Annotated in this window: 17 protein-coding genes; 7 read left to right on the top strand and 10 right to left on the bottom strand. The window is 63.8% G+C overall.

Going from position 1 to position 19,810, the window contains the following annotated elements:
- Nucleotides 1-2: 2 nt before the first annotated feature.
- Complete coding sequence (locus CK219_RS16015; RefSeq protein ID WP_095767713.1) at nt 3-1,211, bottom strand: MFS transporter; 1,209 nt, start codon at nt 1,209-1,211, stop codon at nt 3-5.
- A 106-nt stretch (nt 1,212-1,317) separates the two neighbouring features.
- On the opposite strand from CK219_RS16015, the gene CK219_RS16010 reads away from it, so the two are divergent.
- Nucleotides 1,318-2,076, top strand: a complete 759-nt coding sequence (locus CK219_RS16010; RefSeq protein ID WP_095767712.1) for a DeoR/GlpR family DNA-binding transcription regulator — start codon at nt 1,318-1,320, stop codon at nt 2,074-2,076.
- A 121-nt stretch (nt 2,077-2,197) separates the two neighbouring features.
- Complete coding sequence (gene aspS, locus CK219_RS16005; protein ID WP_176477043.1) at nt 2,198-3,988, top strand: aspartate--tRNA ligase; 1,791 nt, start codon at nt 2,198-2,200, stop codon at nt 3,986-3,988.
- 97 nt (nt 3,989-4,085) lie between these two features.
- Here aspS and CK219_RS16000 read toward each other — a convergent pair whose 3' ends face one another.
- Nucleotides 4,086-5,276, bottom strand: a complete 1,191-nt coding sequence (locus tag CK219_RS16000; RefSeq protein ID WP_095767710.1) for a hypothetical protein — start codon at nt 5,274-5,276, stop codon at nt 4,086-4,088.
- Between the two features lie 415 nt (nt 5,277-5,691).
- Between CK219_RS16000 and parC the strand changes: the two genes are divergently transcribed.
- Together parC and CK219_RS15990 are read left to right on the top strand one after the other, a co-directional pair.
- Nucleotides 5,692-7,947 (top strand): DNA topoisomerase IV subunit A, encoded by a 2,256-nt coding sequence (gene parC / locus CK219_RS15995; RefSeq protein WP_095767709.1) that lies wholly within the window; start codon nt 5,692-5,694, stop codon nt 7,945-7,947.
- Nucleotides 7,948-8,167: 220 nt separating this feature from the next.
- Nucleotides 8,168-9,418 (top strand): AI-2E family transporter, encoded by a 1,251-nt coding sequence (locus tag CK219_RS15990; RefSeq protein WP_245340492.1) that lies wholly within the window; start codon nt 8,168-8,170, stop codon nt 9,416-9,418.
- On the opposite strand, the gene CK219_RS15985 is transcribed toward CK219_RS15990, so the two are convergent.
- The 4 genes from CK219_RS15985 to CK219_RS15970 all read right to left on the bottom strand — a co-directional run bounded on the left by CK219_RS15985 (nt 9,406) and on the right by CK219_RS15970 (nt 12,635).
- Nucleotides 9,406-10,302, bottom strand: coding sequence for a DMT family transporter (locus CK219_RS15985; protein ID WP_095767902.1), 897 nt, complete (start codon nt 10,300-10,302; stop codon nt 9,406-9,408). The genes CK219_RS15990 and CK219_RS15985 overlap by 13 nt on opposite strands.
- Nucleotides 10,303-10,426: 124 nt before the next feature.
- On the bottom strand, nt 10,427-11,191 hold the full coding sequence (locus CK219_RS15980; protein ID WP_095767708.1) for an arginyltransferase: 765 nt from the start codon (nt 11,189-11,191) through the stop codon (nt 10,427-10,429).
- A 147-nt stretch (nt 11,192-11,338) separates the two neighbouring features.
- The gene (locus tag CK219_RS15975) at nt 11,339-11,809 is read right to left on the bottom strand and encodes an RDD family protein (protein ID WP_095767707.1); all 471 of its coding nucleotides are present in this window, start codon (nt 11,807-11,809) and stop codon (nt 11,339-11,341) included.
- Between the two features lie 106 nt (nt 11,810-11,915).
- Nucleotides 11,916-12,635, bottom strand: a complete 720-nt coding sequence (locus tag CK219_RS15970) for an isoprenylcysteine carboxylmethyltransferase family protein (protein ID WP_095767706.1) — start codon at nt 12,633-12,635, stop codon at nt 11,916-11,918.
- 143 nt (nt 12,636-12,778) lie between these two features.
- Here CK219_RS15970 and sthA point away from each other — a divergent pair, with 143 nt between their 5' ends.
- Complete coding sequence (gene sthA, locus CK219_RS15965; protein WP_095767705.1) at nt 12,779-14,167, top strand: Si-specific NAD(P)(+) transhydrogenase; 1,389 nt, start codon at nt 12,779-12,781, stop codon at nt 14,165-14,167.
- Between the two features lie 116 nt (nt 14,168-14,283).
- On the opposite strand, the gene CK219_RS15960 is transcribed toward sthA, so the two are convergent.
- Complete coding sequence (locus CK219_RS15960; protein ID WP_095767900.1) at nt 14,284-14,949, bottom strand: alpha/beta hydrolase; 666 nt, start codon at nt 14,947-14,949, stop codon at nt 14,284-14,286.
- A 200-nt stretch (nt 14,950-15,149) separates the two neighbouring features.
- Here CK219_RS15960 and opgC point away from each other — a divergent pair, with 200 nt between their 5' ends.
- Entirely contained in the window at nt 15,150-16,388 is a 1,239-nt protein-coding gene (opgC, locus tag CK219_RS15955) for an OpgC domain-containing protein (RefSeq protein ID WP_095767704.1), read from the top strand.
- 48 nt (nt 16,389-16,436) lie between these two features.
- Here the strand turns inward: opgC and CK219_RS15950 are convergent, their stop codons facing one another.
- A complete protein-coding gene (locus tag CK219_RS15950; protein WP_095767703.1) occupies nt 16,437-17,516 on the bottom strand; it encodes a LacI family DNA-binding transcriptional regulator in 1,080 nt (359 codons plus the stop codon).
- A gap of 379 nt (nt 17,517-17,895) precedes the next feature.
- Between CK219_RS15950 and CK219_RS32600 the strand changes: the two genes are divergently transcribed.
- Nucleotides 17,896-18,027 carry a hypothetical protein gene (locus CK219_RS32600; protein WP_095767702.1) on the top strand — a complete coding sequence of 44 codons (132 nt, stop codon included), beginning with the start codon at nt 17,896-17,898 and terminating at the stop codon, nt 18,025-18,027.
- 19 nt (nt 18,028-18,046) lie between these two features.
- On the opposite strand, the gene CK219_RS15935 is transcribed toward CK219_RS32600, so the two are convergent.
- Together CK219_RS15935 and CK219_RS15930 are read right to left on the bottom strand one after the other, a co-directional pair.
- Complete coding sequence (locus tag CK219_RS15935) at nt 18,047-18,421, bottom strand: DUF423 domain-containing protein (RefSeq protein ID WP_095767701.1); 375 nt, start codon at nt 18,419-18,421, stop codon at nt 18,047-18,049.
- Nucleotides 18,422-18,461: 40 nt separating this feature from the next.
- Nucleotides 18,462-19,760 carry an MFS transporter gene (locus CK219_RS15930; protein WP_348628335.1) on the bottom strand — a complete coding sequence of 433 codons (1,299 nt, stop codon included), beginning with the start codon at nt 19,758-19,760 and terminating at the stop codon, nt 18,462-18,464.
- Between the last annotated feature and the right edge of the window lie 50 nt (nt 19,761-19,810).

Genomic DNA, 19,810 nt, shown 5'->3' with positions numbered 1-19,810 from the left:
GTTCAGGCCTCGCCGGCCTGCGCCTCCACGCTTTGCCTTGCGGTATCCGCGGCTTCGGCCGATGGCCGTCGGCCAAGCACGCCGGCTGTGGCCAGGCTGAGCAGGATGAAGGGGATACCGATGCCATAGGCCGAGCGGATGCCCCAGTGGTCCGACACGAAGCCGAGCAGCGGCGGGCCAAGCAGAAAGGCGACGAAGGAGATCTGCGACAGGGCCGCGACATTGATCGCCGCCGGACGGTCGGTACGCTGCGCCGCAGCCGAGATCGCCAGCGGAAAGATGGCGCTGCTGCCGATGCCTAGAAGCGCAAAGCCCAGCATCGAGATGAAGGGTAGGGGCGAGAAGAAGACGATGAAGACGCCGGCCATCATCGTCGCCAACAGCACGCGCGCCACGCCGCTCGGCGAATGGCGGTCGACGAAGCTGTCGGCGAAGAAGCGTGTCATCGCCTGCGAGAAGGCGAACAGTGCGACCGTGATCCCGGCGACGAACGGCCCTGAGTCGAACACGGTGCGCATATAAATCGCCGACCAGTCCATGCTGGCGCCTTCCATCAGCATTGCCGACAGTGTCACCGCGACGAGGATCAGGATCGGCAGCGTCGGACGGGCGAATATCGGCGGCTTGTCGCCGGTCGCGGCGAAACGGGCAGGCGCGGGTTCGAAGCCGCCCAGGAACAGCGCCATCGCAACCGCCACCGTCGGCACCACCAGCGCCAGATGCAGTTGCGGCGACAGGCCGAGATGCGCCAGCGCGCCGCCGAACAGGCCTGCGCCGAAGAAGCCGATGCTCCAGAACGAATGCGCCCGGTTCATGATGCGGCGCTTGAGCAGGAACTCGGTCCTGTCCGCCTCGACATTCAAGATGATCTCGATGCTGCCGATCATCAATCCGACCGGGAGCAGCATCAGGAACAGGGCCGCGGGGCCTGACGCATGCACCGCGACGGCATAGGCGAAGCCAAGCAGCGGCACCAGCCACAGCAGCGCGCGGCGAAACCCGACGCGCTCCAGGATCGGCGTCGCCAGCGTCAGCGCGATCAGAGTGCCGATGGGCGTCCCGATCAGGGCGAGACCGAGCGTGCCGTCCTCGATCTGCATGGCCCGCTTGATGTCGGGCAGCCGCGGAAAGATATTGCCCATGGCAAAGGAATAGATCGCGAAGCCGGCATAGAGGCGGTGCTGGGGGGCGAATTTCAGGCCAAGGGTCATCAGGCAAATCCGATAAGGGGCGGCGGCTCTCAGGCTGCCGGCGACTCTGTTTCTTGCATGAACGGGCAAAACATGCAACAACGTGTACAAATAAATAGGATCGCGCATGCTCACCGAAGAACGCCACCAACTCATTCGCGACCGGCTTGCGGCCGACGGAAAGGTGCTGGCCGGCGAGCTTGCCAGCCGTTTCGGCGTGTCGGAGGACACTGTGCGCCGCGACCTGAGGGAACTGGCGAAGGCCGGGCAGCTGCGTCGCGTTTATGGCGGCGCTGTCCCATCGGGGCCCTTTGCAGCCGCGCCGCTCAGCCAGCGCAGCCGTCATGCGGTCGAGGAAAAAACTCGGCTCGCCAGGGCGGCTGTTGCGCTGCTCGGCACGGGGCAGTCGCTGTTCATCGACGGCGGCACGACCAACGAGGCGATCGCCCGGGCGATCCCGCGCGATATGGAGCTGACCGTCGCCACCAATTCGCTGGGCGTCGCCTCGGCTCTGACGGACCTTCCCCTGGTCGAGCTGATCGTGCTCGGCGGCCGCTATGTGCCCGATCTCGGAACCTGCGTCGGGACCGATACGCTCGCCGCTGTGGCGCAGCTCGGCGCCGATCTGTTCTTTCTGGGCTCCTGCGGGCTGGATATCACGCGCGGCGTCACCGCTTTCGATTCGGCCGAAGCCGAGGTGAAACGCGCCATGGCGAAAAACAGCGCCGGCATCGTCATTGCCGTCACCAACGACAAGCTCGCCACCGCCGCGCCCTATCGCGTGGCAGGGGCGGATGCGATCCGCCATCTCGTGGTGGAAAGGACCGCGCCTGCTGCCACGCTCGCCGATTTCCAAAGCCGGGGTGTGCAAGTCCACTTTGCCTGAACAGTCGCAGCGGCGCGCCTGTGTGACCGCTTGCCTTGACAAAGCCGGCCTCTCATGCGCTTTTCGCGCCAATTTTCGAGCCGGGCCGACGCCCGCAATTTCCGGACTTTACCCCATGACTATGCATCGTTACCGCAGCCACACCTGTGCCCAGTTGAGAAAGAACGACGTCGGCAATTCCGTCCGCCTGTCGGGCTGGGTGCATCGCGTGCGCGACCATGGCGGACTGCTCTTCATCGATCTTCGCGACCATTACGGCCTGACCCAGATCGTCGCCGATCCGGATTCGCCGGCCTTCAAGGCCGCCGAGACCTTGCGCGGCGAATGGGTGATCCGCGTCGACGGCGAGGTCAAGGCGCGGCTGCCGGAAACCGTCAATCCGAACCTGCCGACCGGCGAAATCGAGATTTTCGCGCGCGAGATCGAAGTCCTGTCGGCCGCCAAGGAGCTGCCGCTGCCGGTGTTCGGCGAGCCGGACTACCCGGAAGACATCCGCCTGAAATACCGCTTCCTCGATCTGCGCCGCGAGACACTGCACAAGAACATCGTCGCGCGGACAAAAATCATCGCCGAGATGCGCAAGCGCATGGGGGAGGTCGGCTTCACCGAGTTTTCGACGCCGATCCTCACCGCGTCGTCGCCCGAAGGGGCGCGCGACTTCCTGGTGCCGTCGCGCATCCATCCCGGCACCTTCTACGCGTTGCCGCAGGCGCCGCAGCAGTACAAGCAGCTGATCATGGTCTCCGGCTTCGACCGCTATTTCCAAATCGCGCCCTGCTTCCGCGACGAGGATCCGCGCGCCGACCGCCTGCCGGGCGAATTCTACCAGCTTGACCTCGAGATGAGCTTCGTCGAGCAGGACGATGTGCTCTCCACCCTGGCGCCGGTGATGACCTCCGTCTTCGAGGCTTTCGCCAATGGCAAGCCCGTCACCAAGGAATGGCCGCGCATCCCCTATGATGTTGCCATGCGCAAATACGGCACCGACAAGCCGGACCTGCGCAACCCGATCGTGATGCAGGCGGTTTCCGATCATTTCCGCGATTCCGGCTTCAAGGTCTTCGCCAACATCCTGGCCAACGATCCGAAAGCCGAGGTGTGGGCGATCCCGGCCAAGACCGGTGGCAGCCGCGCCTTCTGCGACCGCATGAATTCCTGGGCGCAGGGCGAGGGGCAGCCTGGCCTCGGCTACATCTTCTGGCGCAAGGAAGGCGAAAAACTCGAAGGCGCCGGTCCGCTCGCCAAGAACATCGGCGAGGAGCGCACCGAGGCGATCCGCCTCCAGCTCGGCCTTGCCGACGGCGACGCCGCCTTCTTCGTCGCCGGCGACCCGAAGAAGTTCGTCTCCTTTGCCGGTGCAGCGCGCACCCGAGCCGGCGAGGAATTGAACCTCGTCGACCGCGACCGCTTCGAGCTCTGCTGGATCGTCGACTTCCCGTTCTTCGAATGGAACGAGGACGAGAAGAAGATCGACTTCGCCCACAATCCGTTCTCGATGCCGCAGGGCGGCATTGACGCCCTGACCAACCAGGAGCCGCTCGGCATCAAGGCATTCCAGTACGATGCGGTCTGCAACGGCTTCGAGATCGCCTCGGGCGGCATCCGCAACCATCTGCCGGAAACCATGGTCAAGGCCTTCGAGATGGTCGGTTTGGATCGGCAGACGGTCGAGGATCGCTTTGGCGGCCTCTACCGTGCCTTCCAGTATGGCGCGCCGCCGCATGGCGGAGCGGCATTCGGCATCGACCGCGTCGTCATGCTTTTGGTCGGCGCCAAGAACCTACGCGAGATCACCATGTTCCCGATGAACCAGCAGGCCTACGACCTGTTGATGAACGCGCCTTCGGAAGCGACTCCGCAGCAGCTGCGCGAGCTGTCGCTGCGCGTCGCTGCGGCGAAGAAGGAAGGCTAAAAGCCGTAGCCAGGATCTTCTTTTTCCTACAAGAATCGCCTTCAACAAGAAAAGCCCGGCATCGCTGCCGGGCTTTTCTTTGCAGCTGACTGTCCGATCAGTCTTGGTTCGCCTTGACCTTGACGCCAAGCGTCTTCGGCAGGTCGAGCGGGTTGGACATGGCGCCGGCCATGATCAGCGCGAACGGCACCGACGACGGCGGCTCGGCCGAGATTTCCAGGCTCTTTGGATTGTCGAGGAAGGTATTGACTGCCGCCGAGACTTCCGCCGTCAGCTCGGGATTGTTGAGCTGCGCCATGCCGAACGGCACGATCGCCTTGGCCTGGTTGGCGACGTCCTTGGCCGACATGCCCTGTTGCTTGCCGACATAGTCGAGCACCTTGCCGGTGAGCGAATCGTCCTCGAAGCGCACCGATGCGCCGTTGAAAGAAAGCTGCTGCATCAGGCCGAGCATGGCCATGCCTTGCGCGGAATTGTCGGCGCCTTCCGGCTGGGCGGCGAGCTTCTTCTGCATCTCCTGCATCGACTTGATGAAGTCGAGCGTGTAGCCGCCGAGATTGAAGGTCATGCCGAGCGTGCCGGCATTCTCGACCGAGATGTCATATTTCGACAGCTCCATCTTTCCGTCGCTCGGCTGCCAGGTGCCGGCCATCGCGATGTTGCCCGAGATGTTCTGGTAGCCGAGCGCATCGATCGCTTCCTTGGACTTCGGATCGTCGACCAGCGATAGGTCGGCGGTGAATTTTTCGGTGTTGGCGGTAAAGTCCATCGCCTTGCCGTCGGCCGGCGGGGTGATCTGGACGGCAAGCCCGTCCATCGCGAAAGCCGTCTTGTCGCCGACCTTGACTGTCATGTTGGAGAGTTCCGCCGACTTGTACATCATCAGCGAGCCGAGCGGATCGGTGCCGCCTTCGGCCGGGACCTTCATGTCGTGGACGACCACCGGGCTGAGATTGAGCGTCACGCCGTCCTTGCTGTGCTCGAAAGGCGAGGTCGAGAGGGTTGCGATCTCATAGCTGCCATTGGCCTCGCTGACCCCCTCCAGCTTCACGTCGCCGATCGGCAGCGCTTCCTTCTCGGCCGCCGGCTTGATGGAAACACCTTGCAGGACGGCGTTCGAATCGTCGCCGGAGACGCCTGTCCAGGAAATCTCGACGCCCTGGGCGGCAAGGGCCGCCTTGATGCGCTCGGCCACCGCCGGATCGGCGGCGAAGGCCGAATTGAGCGGCAGCGTCAGCAGAAAGGTCGAAAAGGCCAGTTTCTTGAGTGTTGAGCGTTGGATTGTCATGGCGAATTCCCTGTCCTGATTGGCTATTGTGAAATTATTTTTGACATCTGCTCCATCACCATTCCGTGACGAACGGGACGGGAAAAAGGCATTTCCGGGCCCATTTGTCGAAAACGGCGATGAAAAGCAAACGCCGGTCGGCAGCTATTGCCCGATGCGGTGAATTTGTCATGAACCGCGGCTTTCCTCCGCCAGCGCGTTGCATTGCCAGATAGCGGCCGCATGTAACGGATTGATGTTGGTCGGCGTCATGTTGCCGACTAAGCCTGTTGCAGATCGGCGGCAAATTGCAGCCGCCGCGGGGCCGCTTCCGTGAAATTCTTCACACCGCCGGCTGCGTGTCTGTAGCCACGGCGAATGCGCCGACGTTCACGCGGCGCTTGCCGCGAATCACCCGCTCAGCTAGTCCAAATTCATGGGAAAAAGGCTTTTGCCGCCTGATGACAATGGCGGCGGCGATAAAATCGAACCGGTCGATCTGAAGGAAGCGCTCGAGCGGCGCTATCTCGCTTACGCGCTGTCGACCATCATGCATCGGGCGCTGCCGGATGTGCGCGACGGACTGAAGCCGGTCCATCGCCGCATCATGCATGCCATGCGGCTGCTCAGGCTCAACCCCGATCAGGGTTTCGCCAAATGCGCCCGCATCGTCGGCGACGTGATGGGCAAGTTCCATCCGCATGGCGACCAGTCGATCTACGATGCGCTGGTACGGCTGGCGCAGGATTTCTCGATGCGCTACCCGCTGGTCGACGGGCAGGGCAATTTCGGCAACATCGACGGCGATAACGCCGCGGCGATGCGCTACACCGAAGCGCGCATGACCGAAGTGGCGAGCGAGCTGCTTGCCGGCATCACCGAGGACGCCGTCGATTTTCGGCCGACCTACAATGAAGAGGACGAGGAGCCGTCCGTCCTGCCGGGCGCTTTCCCGAACCTGCTCGCCAACGGCTCGTCGGGCATTGCCGTCGGCATGGCGACCTCGATCCCGCCGCACAACGCCGCCGAGCTTTGCGACGCAGCGCTCCATCTGATCGAGCATCCCGAAGCGCCGGTGGCGAAGCTGATGGATTTCGTCCAGGGGCCGGATTTCCCGACGGGCGGCATCATCGTCGACAGCCGCGCCTCGATCCTCGAAGCCTATGAGACGGGCCGCGGCGGTTTCCGCGTGCGCTCCAAATGGGGCCAGGAGGACCAGGGCAGGGGCACCTGGAGCATCGTCGTCACCGAGATCCCCTACGGCGTGCAGAAGGCCAGGCTGATCGAGAAGATCGCCGAGCTTTTGATGGCACGCAAGCTGCCGCTGCTCGAAGACATCCGCGACGAGAGTGCGGAGGACATCCGCATCGTCCTGGTGCCGAAGAGCCGCACCGTCGATCCCGGCATCCTGATGGAATCGCTGTTCAAGCTTACCGAGCTCGAAAGCCGCTTCCCGCTCAACATGAACGTGCTGTCGCGCGGTAAGGTGCCGAACGTCCTGTCGTTGAAGGGCGTGCTCAAGGAGTGGCTCGACCACCGCCGCGAGGTTTTGATCCGTCGTTCGAAATACCGGCTCGGCGAGATCGAGAAGCGGCTGGAAATCCTCGCCGGTTATCTGATCGCCTATCTCAACATCGACGAGGTCATCAGGATCATCCGCGAGGAGGATGAGCCCAAGCAGGTGATGATGGCCCGCTGGTCGCTCACCGACAACCAGGCCGAAGCCATCCTCAACATGCGCCTGCGCGCCTTGCGCAAGCTCGAAGAGATCGAGATCCGCAAGGAATTTGACGGCCTCACCACCGAGAAGAAGCAGATCGAGGCCCTGCTGGCTTCCGACGCCAAGCAATGGTCGACGATCAAGTGGGAAGTCAGCAAGGTCCGCGACACGTTCGGTCCGCAGACCGAACTCGGCAAGCGTCGCACCCAGTTTGCCGATGCGCCCGAGCACGACTTGACCGACATTGCGCATGCGATGATCGAGCGCGAGCCGGTCACCGTCGTTGTGTCGGAAAAGGGCTGGCTGCGCGCCATGAAGGGCCACCTGACCGACCATTCGCAGCTCACCTTCAAGGAAGGCGACAGCCTGAAGCTCGCCTTCCATGCCCAGACCACGGACAAGATCCTGGTCTTCACCACCGGCGGCAAGTTCTACACCATCGGCGCCGATCGGCTGCCGGGCGGGCGCGGCCATGGCGAGCCGATCCGCATCATCGTCGACATGGAGAACGACCAGGACATCGTCACTGCCTTCGTCCATGATCCGAAGCGCAAGCTGCTGCTCGTCTCATACGACGCCAATGGCTTCGTCGTTTCGGAGGAAGAGGTCGTTGCCAACACCCGCAAGGGCAAGCAGGTGATGAACGTCAAGGCGCCGGACGAGGCCAAGCGCTGCATCCCGGTTTCGGGCGACCATCTCGCTATTGTCGGCGAGAACCGCAAGATGCTGGTCTTCCCCCTGGCCGAAATTCCGGAAATGGCGCGCGGCAAGGGTGTGCGCCTGCAGAAATACAAGGACGGCGGCGTGCTGGACCTGAAGACCTTCACCCTGGCGACGGGGCTCTCCTGGCAGGATTCGGCCGATCGCACCTTCACCAAGTCGCGCGAGGAGCTGACCGAATGGATCGGAGCCCGCGCCGCCGCCGGCCGCATGGTGCCGAAGGGTTTTCCCAGGACGGGGAAATTTGGGTGAAGCAGCGCCTTTCCTTCTCCCCTTGCGGGAGAAGGTGTCGCCGAAGGCGACGGATGAGGGGTGTTCCAGCTTGACACGGACTTGAGCTGCGTTGGATGCCGCCAACGCCTCACCCCGCTGAAACATCCCTCATCCGTCTCGGCGCTGCGCGCCGATCCACCTTCTCCTACAAGGGGAGAAGGAAAGGCACTATTTGGACTATCGTCACGATTGCTGCACTATGATGGTGCATAAGCATCCATCGAACCATCAGGCAGGGAGCAACGCCGGGTTGAAGCGCGCCGAGATCCAGAAGCCGGGGCAGCGCCTGTTCGGCCTGTCGACGCCGCTGAGGGCGGCCGTCATCCCACCGCTGTCGGCGGCGCGCTGGCTCCTGGTGCTGATCGTCGCTGCCGGCGTCTATTTCTTCCACGGCTTCCTGTTCCCGGTGCTGGCGGCGCTCGTCATCGCCTTTGCCAGCTGGCCGCTGTACCGCCGGCTGCTCGTTGGTGTCGGCGGCAACCGCACGGTCGGCGCGACCTTGGCGATCCTTTTCATCCTCACCTTCCTGGTGGTGCCGATCGCGCTTGCCGGCACCTATGCCATCAACGAGCTGCGCGAGTGGGTCACCTGGGCGATCGAGACCAATCGCCACGGCGCGGCGACACCGGGTTGGATCGCCGCCATACCGGTCGTCGGCCAGTGGCTGAACGAGCAGTGGACGGCCTATCTCGGCCATCCCGGCGGCATCGGCGAGTTGATCCAGCTGATCAGCGGCTCCAATATCGGCAGCATCTATCGCGGCGCCTTGGCCGCCGGTGGCAGCGCCTTCAGCCTGATTCTGACGCTTCTGTTCATGATGATCGCGCTGTTCTTCGCCTATCGCGACGGCGAGGCTTTCGCGGCCCAGGTCGATCGCCTCGGCGAACGCATCCTGCCGACGCGTTGGGAGCGGATCTCGCGCGTCGTGCCGGCAACCATCTCCTCGACCGTGACGGGCATGACCATCATCGCCATCGGCGAGGGCCTGGTGCTCGGCATTGCCTATTGGCTGGCCGGCGTGCCGTCGCCGGTGACACTCGGCGCGCTCACCGGCATCATGGCGCTGATCCCGGGCGGCGCGCCGCTCTCCTTCACCCTGGTGTCGATCTACCTCGCCGCCAGCGGCAAGCTTTTCGCCGGCGCGACCCTGTTCATCTGGGGCGCGGTCGAGCTCTTCATCGTCGACAAGACGCTGCGGCCCAAGCTGGTCGGCGGCCCGATCAAGCTCCCCTTCCTGCCGACCTTTTTCGGCTTGATCGGCGGCGTCAAGACGATGGGTTTCCTCGGCTTGTTCATCGGCCCGGTGTTGATGGCGCTGCTCGTCGCCATCTGGCGCGAATGGCTGCGCGAGGTCGAGATCATGGACGAGCTTCCGCCTGTCGCCGACGAGGCCGGCGCGCCGCCGCAGATCGAAGCGGCGGCCGAGCCGAGGAAAGTTCAGGTCGGGTGAACCACGGCAAGCGCAGCACGGCGCTTGCGGCCCTCATGCAATTGCCATAGCGAATGCGCGACCAGCGTCACGATCAGGATCGAGCCGCCGATCAGGCTGTTGCGCGTCGGCTCCTCGGCGAAGATCAGCCAGACCCAGACCGGCGCCAGCACCGTCTCCAGCAGATAGAACATCGCCACTTCCGGGCCTGAAATGTATTTCGGTCCGTTGGCAAGGCAGAAGAACGAGATCGGCATGATCACGGCGCCGTTGAAGACGATCCACCACGGTGCGTTCACGTGAACGCCTTCGCCTGAAATCATGAAGACGGCGAGCACCAGCGGCAGGATGACGCCGACCAGCGCGGTGAAGCCCATGTCCTCGCTGCTGGCGCGCGAAATGGTGATGGCGAGGGCGACGAAGAAGGTCGAGCACAGCGCCATGAAATCGCCGAACAGATGCCCGGTGCCGACGGAGCCGCCGACGATGATCAGCACGCCGAAAATCATCGCCAGCATGGCGATGACGGTTGCAGGCCGCGGTCTTTCCTTGAGGAAGAGCCATGACAGCAGCGCCGCGAACACGGTGTTGAAGGCCAGGATGAAGACAAGGTCGGCCGTCGAGGTGTGATAGACCGCCGTGACGAAGCATATCCCGGTCATGCCGTAGCAAAAGGCCACGGCAAGTCCCGACCAGCCCGGGATGAGCCGGGGCGCGTTCCGGTCGAACGACCGCCAGACGGCCCACACCACCAGCCCGGCCAGCAAGGTGGTGGCGGTGCGCAACATCATGATCGTCCAGGGTGTGCCGTCGGCGAGCCGGATCAGCGGTATGTCGACGGTCAGTGTGAGGCCGCCTATGGCGGTGATCAGGAGACCTTTTTGGTGGTCGGTGTGGGTGGACACTTGGGCATTCTCGCAAACTATCTTGAGCAGGCGCACAGCGGCCACGCCGCGCTCGTTCCAGCCTGAGGGCCGAAAGACCGGTGTCCTCCTCCTTGAAACAGTTAAGGATGAAGCGTGGGGAGGTTCAGCGACTGACCGCTTCGTGGTCGTAGCGTTCCCAGCCTTTCGGGCCGAGATGCTCCTGCGGCATGAAGCGCATCTTATAATTCATCTTGCGCGAGCCGTTGACCCAGTAGCCGAGATAGACGTGGGGCAGTCCCATCGCCTTGGCGCGGGCGATGTGATCGAGGATCATGAAGGTGCCGAGCGAGCGGTCCTCGAAGTCGGGATTGAAATAGGAATAGACCATCGACAGGCCATCGGCCATCTTGTCGGTGAGCGCGACGGCTATCAGCTCGCCATGGCCCTTGCCGGTGATGAACGTGTCGGGGCCGCGACGCCGGTATTCAATGATCTTGGTGTCGACATGGGTGTCTTCCACCATCATCGCATAGTCGAGCACGGTCATGTCCGACATACCGCCGCGGCGATGCCGGGCGTCGAGATAGCTGCGGAAGAGCGAGTATTGCTCGGTCGAAGGCTGCGCGTCATGCATGGCGCCGACAAGGTCGGCATTGTGCTGGATGACGCGGCGCATGTTGCGGCTGGGACTGAATTCCTGTGCCAGGATGCGGACCGACACACAGGCGCGGCACGACTCGCAGGCCGGACGGTAGGCGATGTTCTGCGAGCGCCGGAAGCCGCCTTGCGTCAGCAGGTCATTCATCTCCGGCGCCTTGTCGCCGACAAGGTGCGTGAACACCTTGCGCTCGAACTGTCCCTCCAGGTAAGGGCACGGCGACGGCGCGGTCAGGAAGAACTGCGGCGACTGGGTCGGATGCTGCGTCATCTAATCTTGGAAACGCTCCTGCGAATCGCCCTACCTTTGGCCCGGTCGCCGAAAAATTCAACAGGATTATGCTGCCGCGATGGCCTTGGCCTGTTCATATTTAAGCACGGGCGACGCGGCGGCTTGATGCGCGCGGCCGTGAATCCGTCAGATATCGGTGCGGGTTACGACGGTGCCGAGCAGCAGGTCGTGCAGCGTGCGCTTGCGGTCGGAGAACAGCGTGACCAGGAGCACTAGCGGCGTCAGGATGACGTTGCCGGCCCAGAACAGCACCGAGTGAACCACAGCCGTCATGCCGTCGATGCGGCTGCCGTCGAGCTTCTCCAGGCGGATGCCCATGATCTTCATGCCGGTCGTCGCCTGGTCGCGGCTGCCCAGCGTGTTCCAGATGTAGAGGATGGCGACCATCGGCACCAGCACGGAAAACAGCGCCCAGCCGAGGCCGAAGGTCAACAGGCCGAGAATGGCGACCAGGATGGCGAAGGGAATGGTCAGCAGCGCGACGAAGAAATAGTCGAGCAGGAAGGCGAAAATGCGCCTTGTCCGCACCCCACGATATGCGCGGGTGTCCTCAAACCTCGTCGTGATGATCTCGCTGTCCAATACGCGTGCGTTCATATCCGTTCCTCGATCGCAGCACCCCCGTGGGAATGCCTGCCGCCTTTTCAAATGGTGAGGGCGGCCTGGAATTCAAGGAACGTGCCCGCCACCGCCGGGCGCGACGTCAGAAGATGCCGGGACAGAGCCTGTAGCGAACCCGCCCGAGATAGTCGCGATACTCCTCTGTCAGCGCCAGGATGCGCTCCTCGCGCAGGATGCGATGGACCTGGAACAGGGTAATGATCGCGTAGACGGCGAAATTGTAGAGCGAGAAGCTCGACAGCAGGAACAGGATGTGCCCTGCCAGATAGCCGGCATAGATTGGGTGCCGCACGAACCGATAGGCGCCGCCGGTGACGACGCCGCGGTTGGCCGGCAGGATGGCGAAGGAGCGGCCAAGCGACATCTTACCCCAGATCACCAGCCACAGCGCCAGGAATTGCAGCGGCGCCGCGATATAGAGCGGGATGACGGCGATTCCATCCTGGAACGATACGAAACCCGAACCGAAAGCAGCCGTCACCGAGATGAATACCGTGAAAGGGCTCCAGTCGCGGACAATCGGCCGGCGCGCCAGCAGCAGCCAGGTAAAGGTCAGAACGTCGGAGATCATGAGCAGCAGGATGTTCAGCCGGCCCGGATCGATGACGAGGTGACGCGCACCGCGATAGACGAAGACCGCGGCGACCACCAGCGCGATGAAACGGAACAGGCCCTCGCGCAGGTCGGCGAGAACCGCGCTGCTCTGAAGGCCGGACCAGCAACCGGTCTCTGCGCCAGGCAGCGCATCGCTTTTGGAAATCGCCAACTCTGTTACCCCGGTGGTCCCCTCGACATGGACCATTGCACGCAAGCCTTGCCGTCCGGTTAAGGTTTCTCATGCTTTTGGTTGCATCGGCGGATTCGCCCGCCGAGGGAATGGTGTTGCCTGTTGAACATGACATTCTTCCCGGTCTAGCTTGCTGCGGCGCACAAAGGGGACGGGACATGGACTACGACATGCTGGTCATCGGCAGCGGCCCTTCGGGGCGCCGCGCCGCGGTGCAATCGGCCAAGCTTGGCAAGTCGGTGCTGGTGGTCGACAGGGGCCGGCGCCTTGGCGGCGTCTCGGTGCATACCGGAACCATCCCGTCGAAGACGCTGCGCGAGACGGTGCTCAACCTCTCGGGCTGGCGCGAACGCGGCTTCTACGGACGCGGCTACCGGGTCAAGCAGGACATTTCGATCTCGGATCTGGTCGACCGGCTGCACAAGACGCTCGATCATGAGGTCGAGGTGCTGCAGCACCAGTTCATGCGCAACACGGTGAAGAGCGCGCGCGCCGCGGCGAAGTTCCTCACGCCGAACAAGGTCAGCCTGACCGCCGATAATGGCGACTACAGCGAAGTCGGATTCGCCAACGCGCTGATCGCCGTCGGCACCAGGCCGCACCGCCCGGCCGACGTGCCCTTTGACAAGAAGCGCGTCTTCGACAGCGACGAGATGCTGGAGCTCCATCATCTGCCGCGCACGCTGACGGTGATCGGCGCCGGCGTCATCGGCGTCGAATACGCCACCATCTTTTCCGCTCTCGACGTGCCGGTGACACTGGTCGAACCGCGCAACACCATCCTCGACTTCATCGATCGCGAAATCGTCGACGACTTCATCCACCAGATGCGCGACCGCGGCATGACCATCCGCCTCGGCAGCACGGTGAAGGAGATCGCCTCGAAACCCGACCATGCCGAGGTGACATTGGCGGACGGCCGCACCATCCGCTCCGAGATAGTGCTTTACGCCGCCGGTCGCACCGGCAATGTCGCCAGCCTCGGCCTCGACACGGTCGGCATCGAGGCCGACGCCCGCGGCCGCATCAAGGTCGATCCGCAGACTTTCCAGACCAGCGTGCCGAACATCTACGCGTCCGGCGACGTCATCGGCTTCCCGAGCCTGGCTTCGACGTCGATGGAGCAGGGGCGAGTGGCGGCTTGCCACGCCTTCGGGGTTCACCTGCCGCCGCCGCCAGAGAGCTTTCCTTATGGCATCTACGCCGTGCCCGAGATTTCGACGGTCGGCCTGTCGGAAGAGCAGGTGCGCGACAGCGGCGCAGCCTATGAGGTCGGCCTGGCGCGCTTCCGCGAAACCTCGCGCGGCCACATCATGGGCGTCAGCAGCGGGTTCCTGAAGCTGTTGTTCTCGGTCGAGACGCGCCGCCTGCTCGGCGCCCACATCGTCGGCGAGGGCGCCACCGAGCTCATCCATATCGGCCAGGCGGTGATCAATCTCGGCGGCACGGTCGACTTCTTCGTCAACAACACCTTCAACTACCCGACGCTGGCCGAGGCCTACAAGATCGCCGGCCTGGACGCCTGGAACCGTATGGGACATGGGTGAGGGGATCGGCCGAGGACGGTCGAGTAGCCCCCTCAACGCGTGTCTGGACGATGTTCCTATAACATGCCGGGATGGTCTCGATCGTTGATGGCCGCACCGGGCCCCGCCTGACCCAGTCAGGCGACCGCGACAGGCGCCGCCAGCCATTGCCGCAGGATCGCGGCGTCCGCGTCGCCGAATTCATGGCCCGAGGCGACGATGCGCGCGTCGACCTCGGCTTGGCGTTCGCTGAACAGTGTCACCAGGGCAGGGGCGAAAGGGCCATAGGTCTGGTCGGCCGCCCCGGCAATGATCAACACGCGGCTGCCGCCGAGGTTGGCCATTGGCGAGATGTCGAGCACCGGCATCGCCCTCAACAGCGCTGCCTGTCTGACAATGCCGGGATGGAGCAGCATCAGGCTGGAGACGACATTGGCACCGTTCGAATAGCCAAGGAAGGTCGCGCGTTGCAGATCGAGCCGCTGCACCTCCGCGACGTCCGTCACGAACTGGGCATAAGCGGCCGTCTCGGCATGGATGGAGACCTGCTCGAAACTGGTCGGCGTGATTCGCTCGAACCAGCGAAATCCGTCCTCCTGTGGAATGCGGCCGCGCGCCGCGACGATCACCGAACGAGGCGCGATCTGCCTTGCCAGCGGCAGCATCGTCGTCTCGTCGACACCTGACCCGTGCAGCACGAACAGGCACTCGCCGCTTGCGTTCGCCGGCCTCAGCAGACGGTAAGGAAAGGCGAGGTCCCGGCGCAGGATACTGTTTTTATCGCTATATTCGGAAGCGCTCATATCCATTTGATTCCATGAGAGATTCGTTGATTTGCCGGCTTCAAAACGGAATATTTTCGCGCTCCGCGAAAGTTGATTGAACCAGGCGCAATTCGGGCCGTTTTTCCGCCGATACACTCCCCCGTGGGAGGAATCGAAGCGGTGCGCCCCGGGGGTCGCATTTGCTGGCTATGAACAACCAGCTTTGAGGCCTTTTGTCGATGACCACCCCTGTTCCCAACGACCGCGATAAGCGTGTCGGAGAGCGCGATACGCGCATCAATGATCGCGACACACGTATCAACGATCGTGACACGCGTATCGACGTGCTGCGCGCGCTCGCGCTGCTCACCATTTTCGTCGACCATGTGCCTGGCACCGTCTTCGAGAACTGGACCTATAAGAATTTCGGCTTTTCCGACGCGGCGGAAGCCTTCGTGCTGATTTCCGGCATCTCGGTGGCGCTGGCTTACGGCACGAAGTTCAAGCCGGGCGGCCGGTTGCTCGCGACCTTGAAGATGTGGCGGCGCGCCGGGGTGCTCTACATCTCCCACATCGTCATCACGATGGTGGTGATCGCGCTGTTTAGCGCCGCCGCGCTGTTCGCGCACCGGCCGGAAATGCTGGCGATGATCAACATAGAACCCTTGATGCGCAACACGCCGCAGGCGCTGCTCGGCATCGTCACGCTCGGCCACCAGCTCGGCTACAACAACATCTTGCCGGTCTATGCGGCGCTGCTCCTGGCGGCGCCTGCTTTCGTGCTGTTCGTCAGCTATCGGCCCGTGCCGGCGCTGATCGTGTCCGGCCTGCTGTGGCTCGTCGCTGGCATTTGGCAGATCGCGCCGCCGAACTATCCGGAGCCCGGCCTCTGGTTCCTCAACCCGCTGTCCTGGCAGTTCCTGTTCAACATCGGCCTTGCCGCCATGCTGCATGTGAAGCGCGGCGGGCGGATCCCGGTCAATCCGTGGCTGCTGGGTGCCGCCGGCATCTATGTGGTCGGCGCGGCGATCTGGGTGCACACTCCGCTCTGGGGTCAGATCACGTGGTTCAACCTGCCGGTGGTGATCGGCGGCTTCGACAAGACCTTCCTGTCGCTGCCGCGGCTCTTGCACATTCTTGCGGTCAGCTATCTGATCGTCGCGCTGCCGGCGGTCTCCAACCTCTTCCGCGTCCGGCCCGACAATCCGCTCGCGATCCTGGGCAAGCGCTCGCTGCCGGTGTTCATCGCCGGCACGCTGCTCGCCATGGCGGCGCAGGTGCTGAAGCTGATCAACCCGGGCGGCCCGGCCTACGACACGCTGCTGATCGCGGCAGGCATCGCCATGCAGCTCGCGCTTGCGCTCTACCTCGAATGGCTTGCGAGCCTCGGCCCATCCCGCGCCAAGCCGGTGCGCGAGGAGCCTGCGCGTGCGACATTTGGCGTGCAGCCGCTGCCGGCGCGGGCGGGCGGCTACTAACCGCAGGCAAGGAAATGCCTGCGATCTATCCGAATTGCCTGAGCCCGCTCAGGCTTTCGGTGCCGGCCCGGTCGAACCTCTGACGACGAACTCGACGCCCATCGTCTCGCGCCGCACCGCGCCATCATGGTCGAGAATCATGCGCGCGGCGCGGCGGCCGATCTCGGTGATCGGCTGGGCGATGGTGGTCAGTGGCGGCGTGGACAGCGCGCCGTCCGGCACGCCGTCAAAGCCGACAATGGAGACATCGCCGGGAACGTTGAGGCCGCGTCCTCTCAACCAGTCGATGGCGATCAGGGCCATGCGGTCCGACATCGCCAGGATGGCGGTCGGCGGTTCGCCGCTGGCGAAGATCGCCTGGAGGCCGGCCCTGGTGCTTTTTTCCTCGTTCTCGGTCTCATAGACCGGGATTTTCGCCGTATCGATGCCGAAGCGGGAAAGCTCCTCGAAATAGCCCGCAAGGCGATCGCGCGTGCCGGTGTAGACCGCGCTGCGCACCACCTCCGGCGTCACGAAGCCGGTTCGGTTGTCGGCAAAGCCCAGCGACAGGACGGCGAAACGGCGATGGCCAAGCTCGGCGAGATGGCGCGCGGCGAGCCTCGCGCCGGCGACATTGTCGACGCCGATGGCCGATACGGTCTCGTCCTGGAAGCCGAGCTCCAGCGCAACGAAGGGCAACCTGCGCTCGCGCGTCAGATCGACAAGACGCGAGCCGCCTTCGATGCAGAACAGCACGAAGCCGTCGACAAGCGCGCTCTGAATGTTCCAGGCGAGCTTTTCCTGGTTGGCGGCCGAGACCAGCGCGATGCCGGCGCCGGTGGCGTCGCAGGCTTCGGAAATGCCGGCCATCATCACGCGGGCGAACGGATCGTCGAAGAAGTAGGAGAGCGGCTCGGTGGTGGCGACGCCGATGGCGTTGACCTTGCCGGCGCGTAGCAGGCGGCCTTTCGGATCTGGACCGGCATAACCCATCTGCTCCGCCACCGCCTTGACCCGCTCGCGCACTTCGGCGCGCACGATCTCGGGGCGGCTGAAAACATTTGAGGCCGTGCCATGCGAGACGCCGGCGGCCTTGGCGATGTCGGCCAGCCTGATCGGTCTTGCCTGGCCTTCGAGGAGTGATGCCATGTCGTTCCTCCGAATCCGGTCACGGGAAGAACATGACCGCTGAATTGCTGCTGGTCATCTAACATTTTTGTTGGATCGATTCAAATCCTGCTTGACTTCGCGTGATTGAGGCCTATGATTTGAATCGATCCAAGTCCGCTCGCTTTTTGACGGAGCGGTTTCAACAGGAGGGTGCCATGCATCCGGTGAGTTACTTGTTCGAGGATATCTACGGCAACGACTGGGGCATCGCCTCGGCGGCCATTAGCCAGAAGCGGCGCGGCAGAGCGGGTCCCCTGGCGCCGCGAACTGCGCTTCCTCGTGGAGCGCAAGCGCGGCTGAACCGTGGCCATTTTTCGTGTCCACGCATTGGATCGATTCAACTTGAGGAGAAGCAGTCATGCATCCGATTGGTCATCTGTTTCAGGACATCTACCGCAACTATTGGGGCATCACGCGCGGAACCGAGCAGCCCGAGCGGCGCCGCGCCAACGACCTGCCTGCGCGCAAGCGCAAGCGGCGCGCGAGTTAAAAACGCTCGCCGGAAATACCTACGGCCGAGGACGCCACAGCGCCGAGACGGCGATCGCTACCCAGCCGGCGATCAAAAGTGTACCGCCGATCGGCGCCGACATCGGGAACAGCCGCGAGCCGAGAAAGTCGCGGGCGAGCAGATCGCCGCAGAACAGAAGCAGGCCCGCGAGCAGGACGAGGCTGGCGATTCTGAGGCAGCGATTGCCGCCGGCAAGGCCGATGGCAAGGAATGCCGGCGCATGCATCAGCAGGAAATTGGCCGCCGTGCCGGTGAAGGCGCCGCCGCGATGCGCCGCCGTCGCCGACAGCGCTACGCCGGCCGCGCCGACGAGGCCGGCTGCCAGCACGAGGATGCGGCTCCCGCCATCTGATGCTTGCCCAGTAAGGCTCATCCTGGATGCTCCATGCTGCGGTTGAGGTGGAGGCGCCGGTTTAGGATTCGCCAGCTTCGAGCAGCATATGCCGCGCCCCGCGCGACTGGACAGACCAGTTGTAGGCAGCACCCAGCGCCATCAGCACCGCTGTGCCCAGAAACACCGAGCGCATGCCGAAATGTCCGCCGACGAAGCCGCCGGACAGCGGTCCCGCGACCTGGCCGACATATTGCGCCGAGATCGCCAGGCCCAGCACATTGCCGCCGACCCCATCAGGGATATTGTGGCGGATGACGCTGGTGATGCAGGGCAACAGTCCGCCCAGCGCCAGGCCCATCAGGAAGCGCAGGCCGATCAATTGCCAGCCATTGGTGACGTAGGCTTGCGGAATGAGCAGCAATGCCGAGACCGCCAGCGCACCGACCACGACGTTCCAGTGGCCGACGCGGTCGGCGAGTTTTCCCAACCAGGACGAGGACAGGATGGTACCCAGCGCCGCCGCGGACATGACGACGCCTGCGACCATGGTCACCTTGCTCTGGTCCTCGATGAGTTGCTGCACATAGACGGTGATGATCGGCTCGATCGACATGGTGGCGAAGGCGAGCAGCATGCCGGTGGCCAGCATGGCGACGATCGGCCGCTTGTCGGGGATCTGCGACCAGCCGCTTTTCGGCTTCGTCGTCGAGGCGGGCTTGGGCGCCGGCGGGTTCTCCTTGATCAGGAAAGTCGTCGCCAGGAACGCCAGGAAAATGACGGCGCCGGACAGCAGGAAGGTCGCGCGGATGCCGATCAGCGGCGGCAGCAGGCCGCCCAGCAGCGGTCCGACCAGCGAGCCCGCCGTGATGCCCGCCGCCAGCACGCCCAGCGCCCAGCCGGAGCGCTCCTTGGGCGTCTGCATCGCCACCAGGATCGTCGAACCCGATGAATAACCGCCGGCAAAACCGATCAGCAATCGAAGCAGAACCAGCTGCCAGACGCTCTCAACCATGCCGGTCAGCGACATACAGATCGCCATGCCGAACGAAGCGCGTACCAGCATCAGCTTGCGGCCGTAGCGGTCGCCAAGCCGTCCCCACAAAGGCGCGACCAGCGCGGCCGCGAGGAAGGTCGCGCCATAGGCGATGCCCGACCACTGCACGATCGCCACGTGGCCTTCGGCGCCGAGCTGCTCGACGTATAGCGGCAGAAACGGAAGAAGCAGCGTCATGGCGACAAGCGTGCTGAACGAGCCGGCGAAGCAGACGGCGAGATTGCGTCGCCAATGGATATTGAAGCCGCTCTGTTCGGGTTCCTTGGGCGTCATGTCATGCGTGCCAATGCTGGGGTTGTTGCGGATACCAATTTGGGATACCAAGCTGGTATCCGTCATGGACCTGACACTCGCTACTGTCAATGCGAGCGCCG

The sequence above is a fragment of the Mesorhizobium sp. WSM4313 genome (assembly GCF_002294725.1).
Taxonomy (GTDB): Bacteria; Pseudomonadota; Alphaproteobacteria; order Rhizobiales; family Rhizobiaceae; genus Mesorhizobium.
Note: the sequence above shows the minus strand (reverse complement) of the source record. Positions and strands in the feature narration are given on the sequence as shown.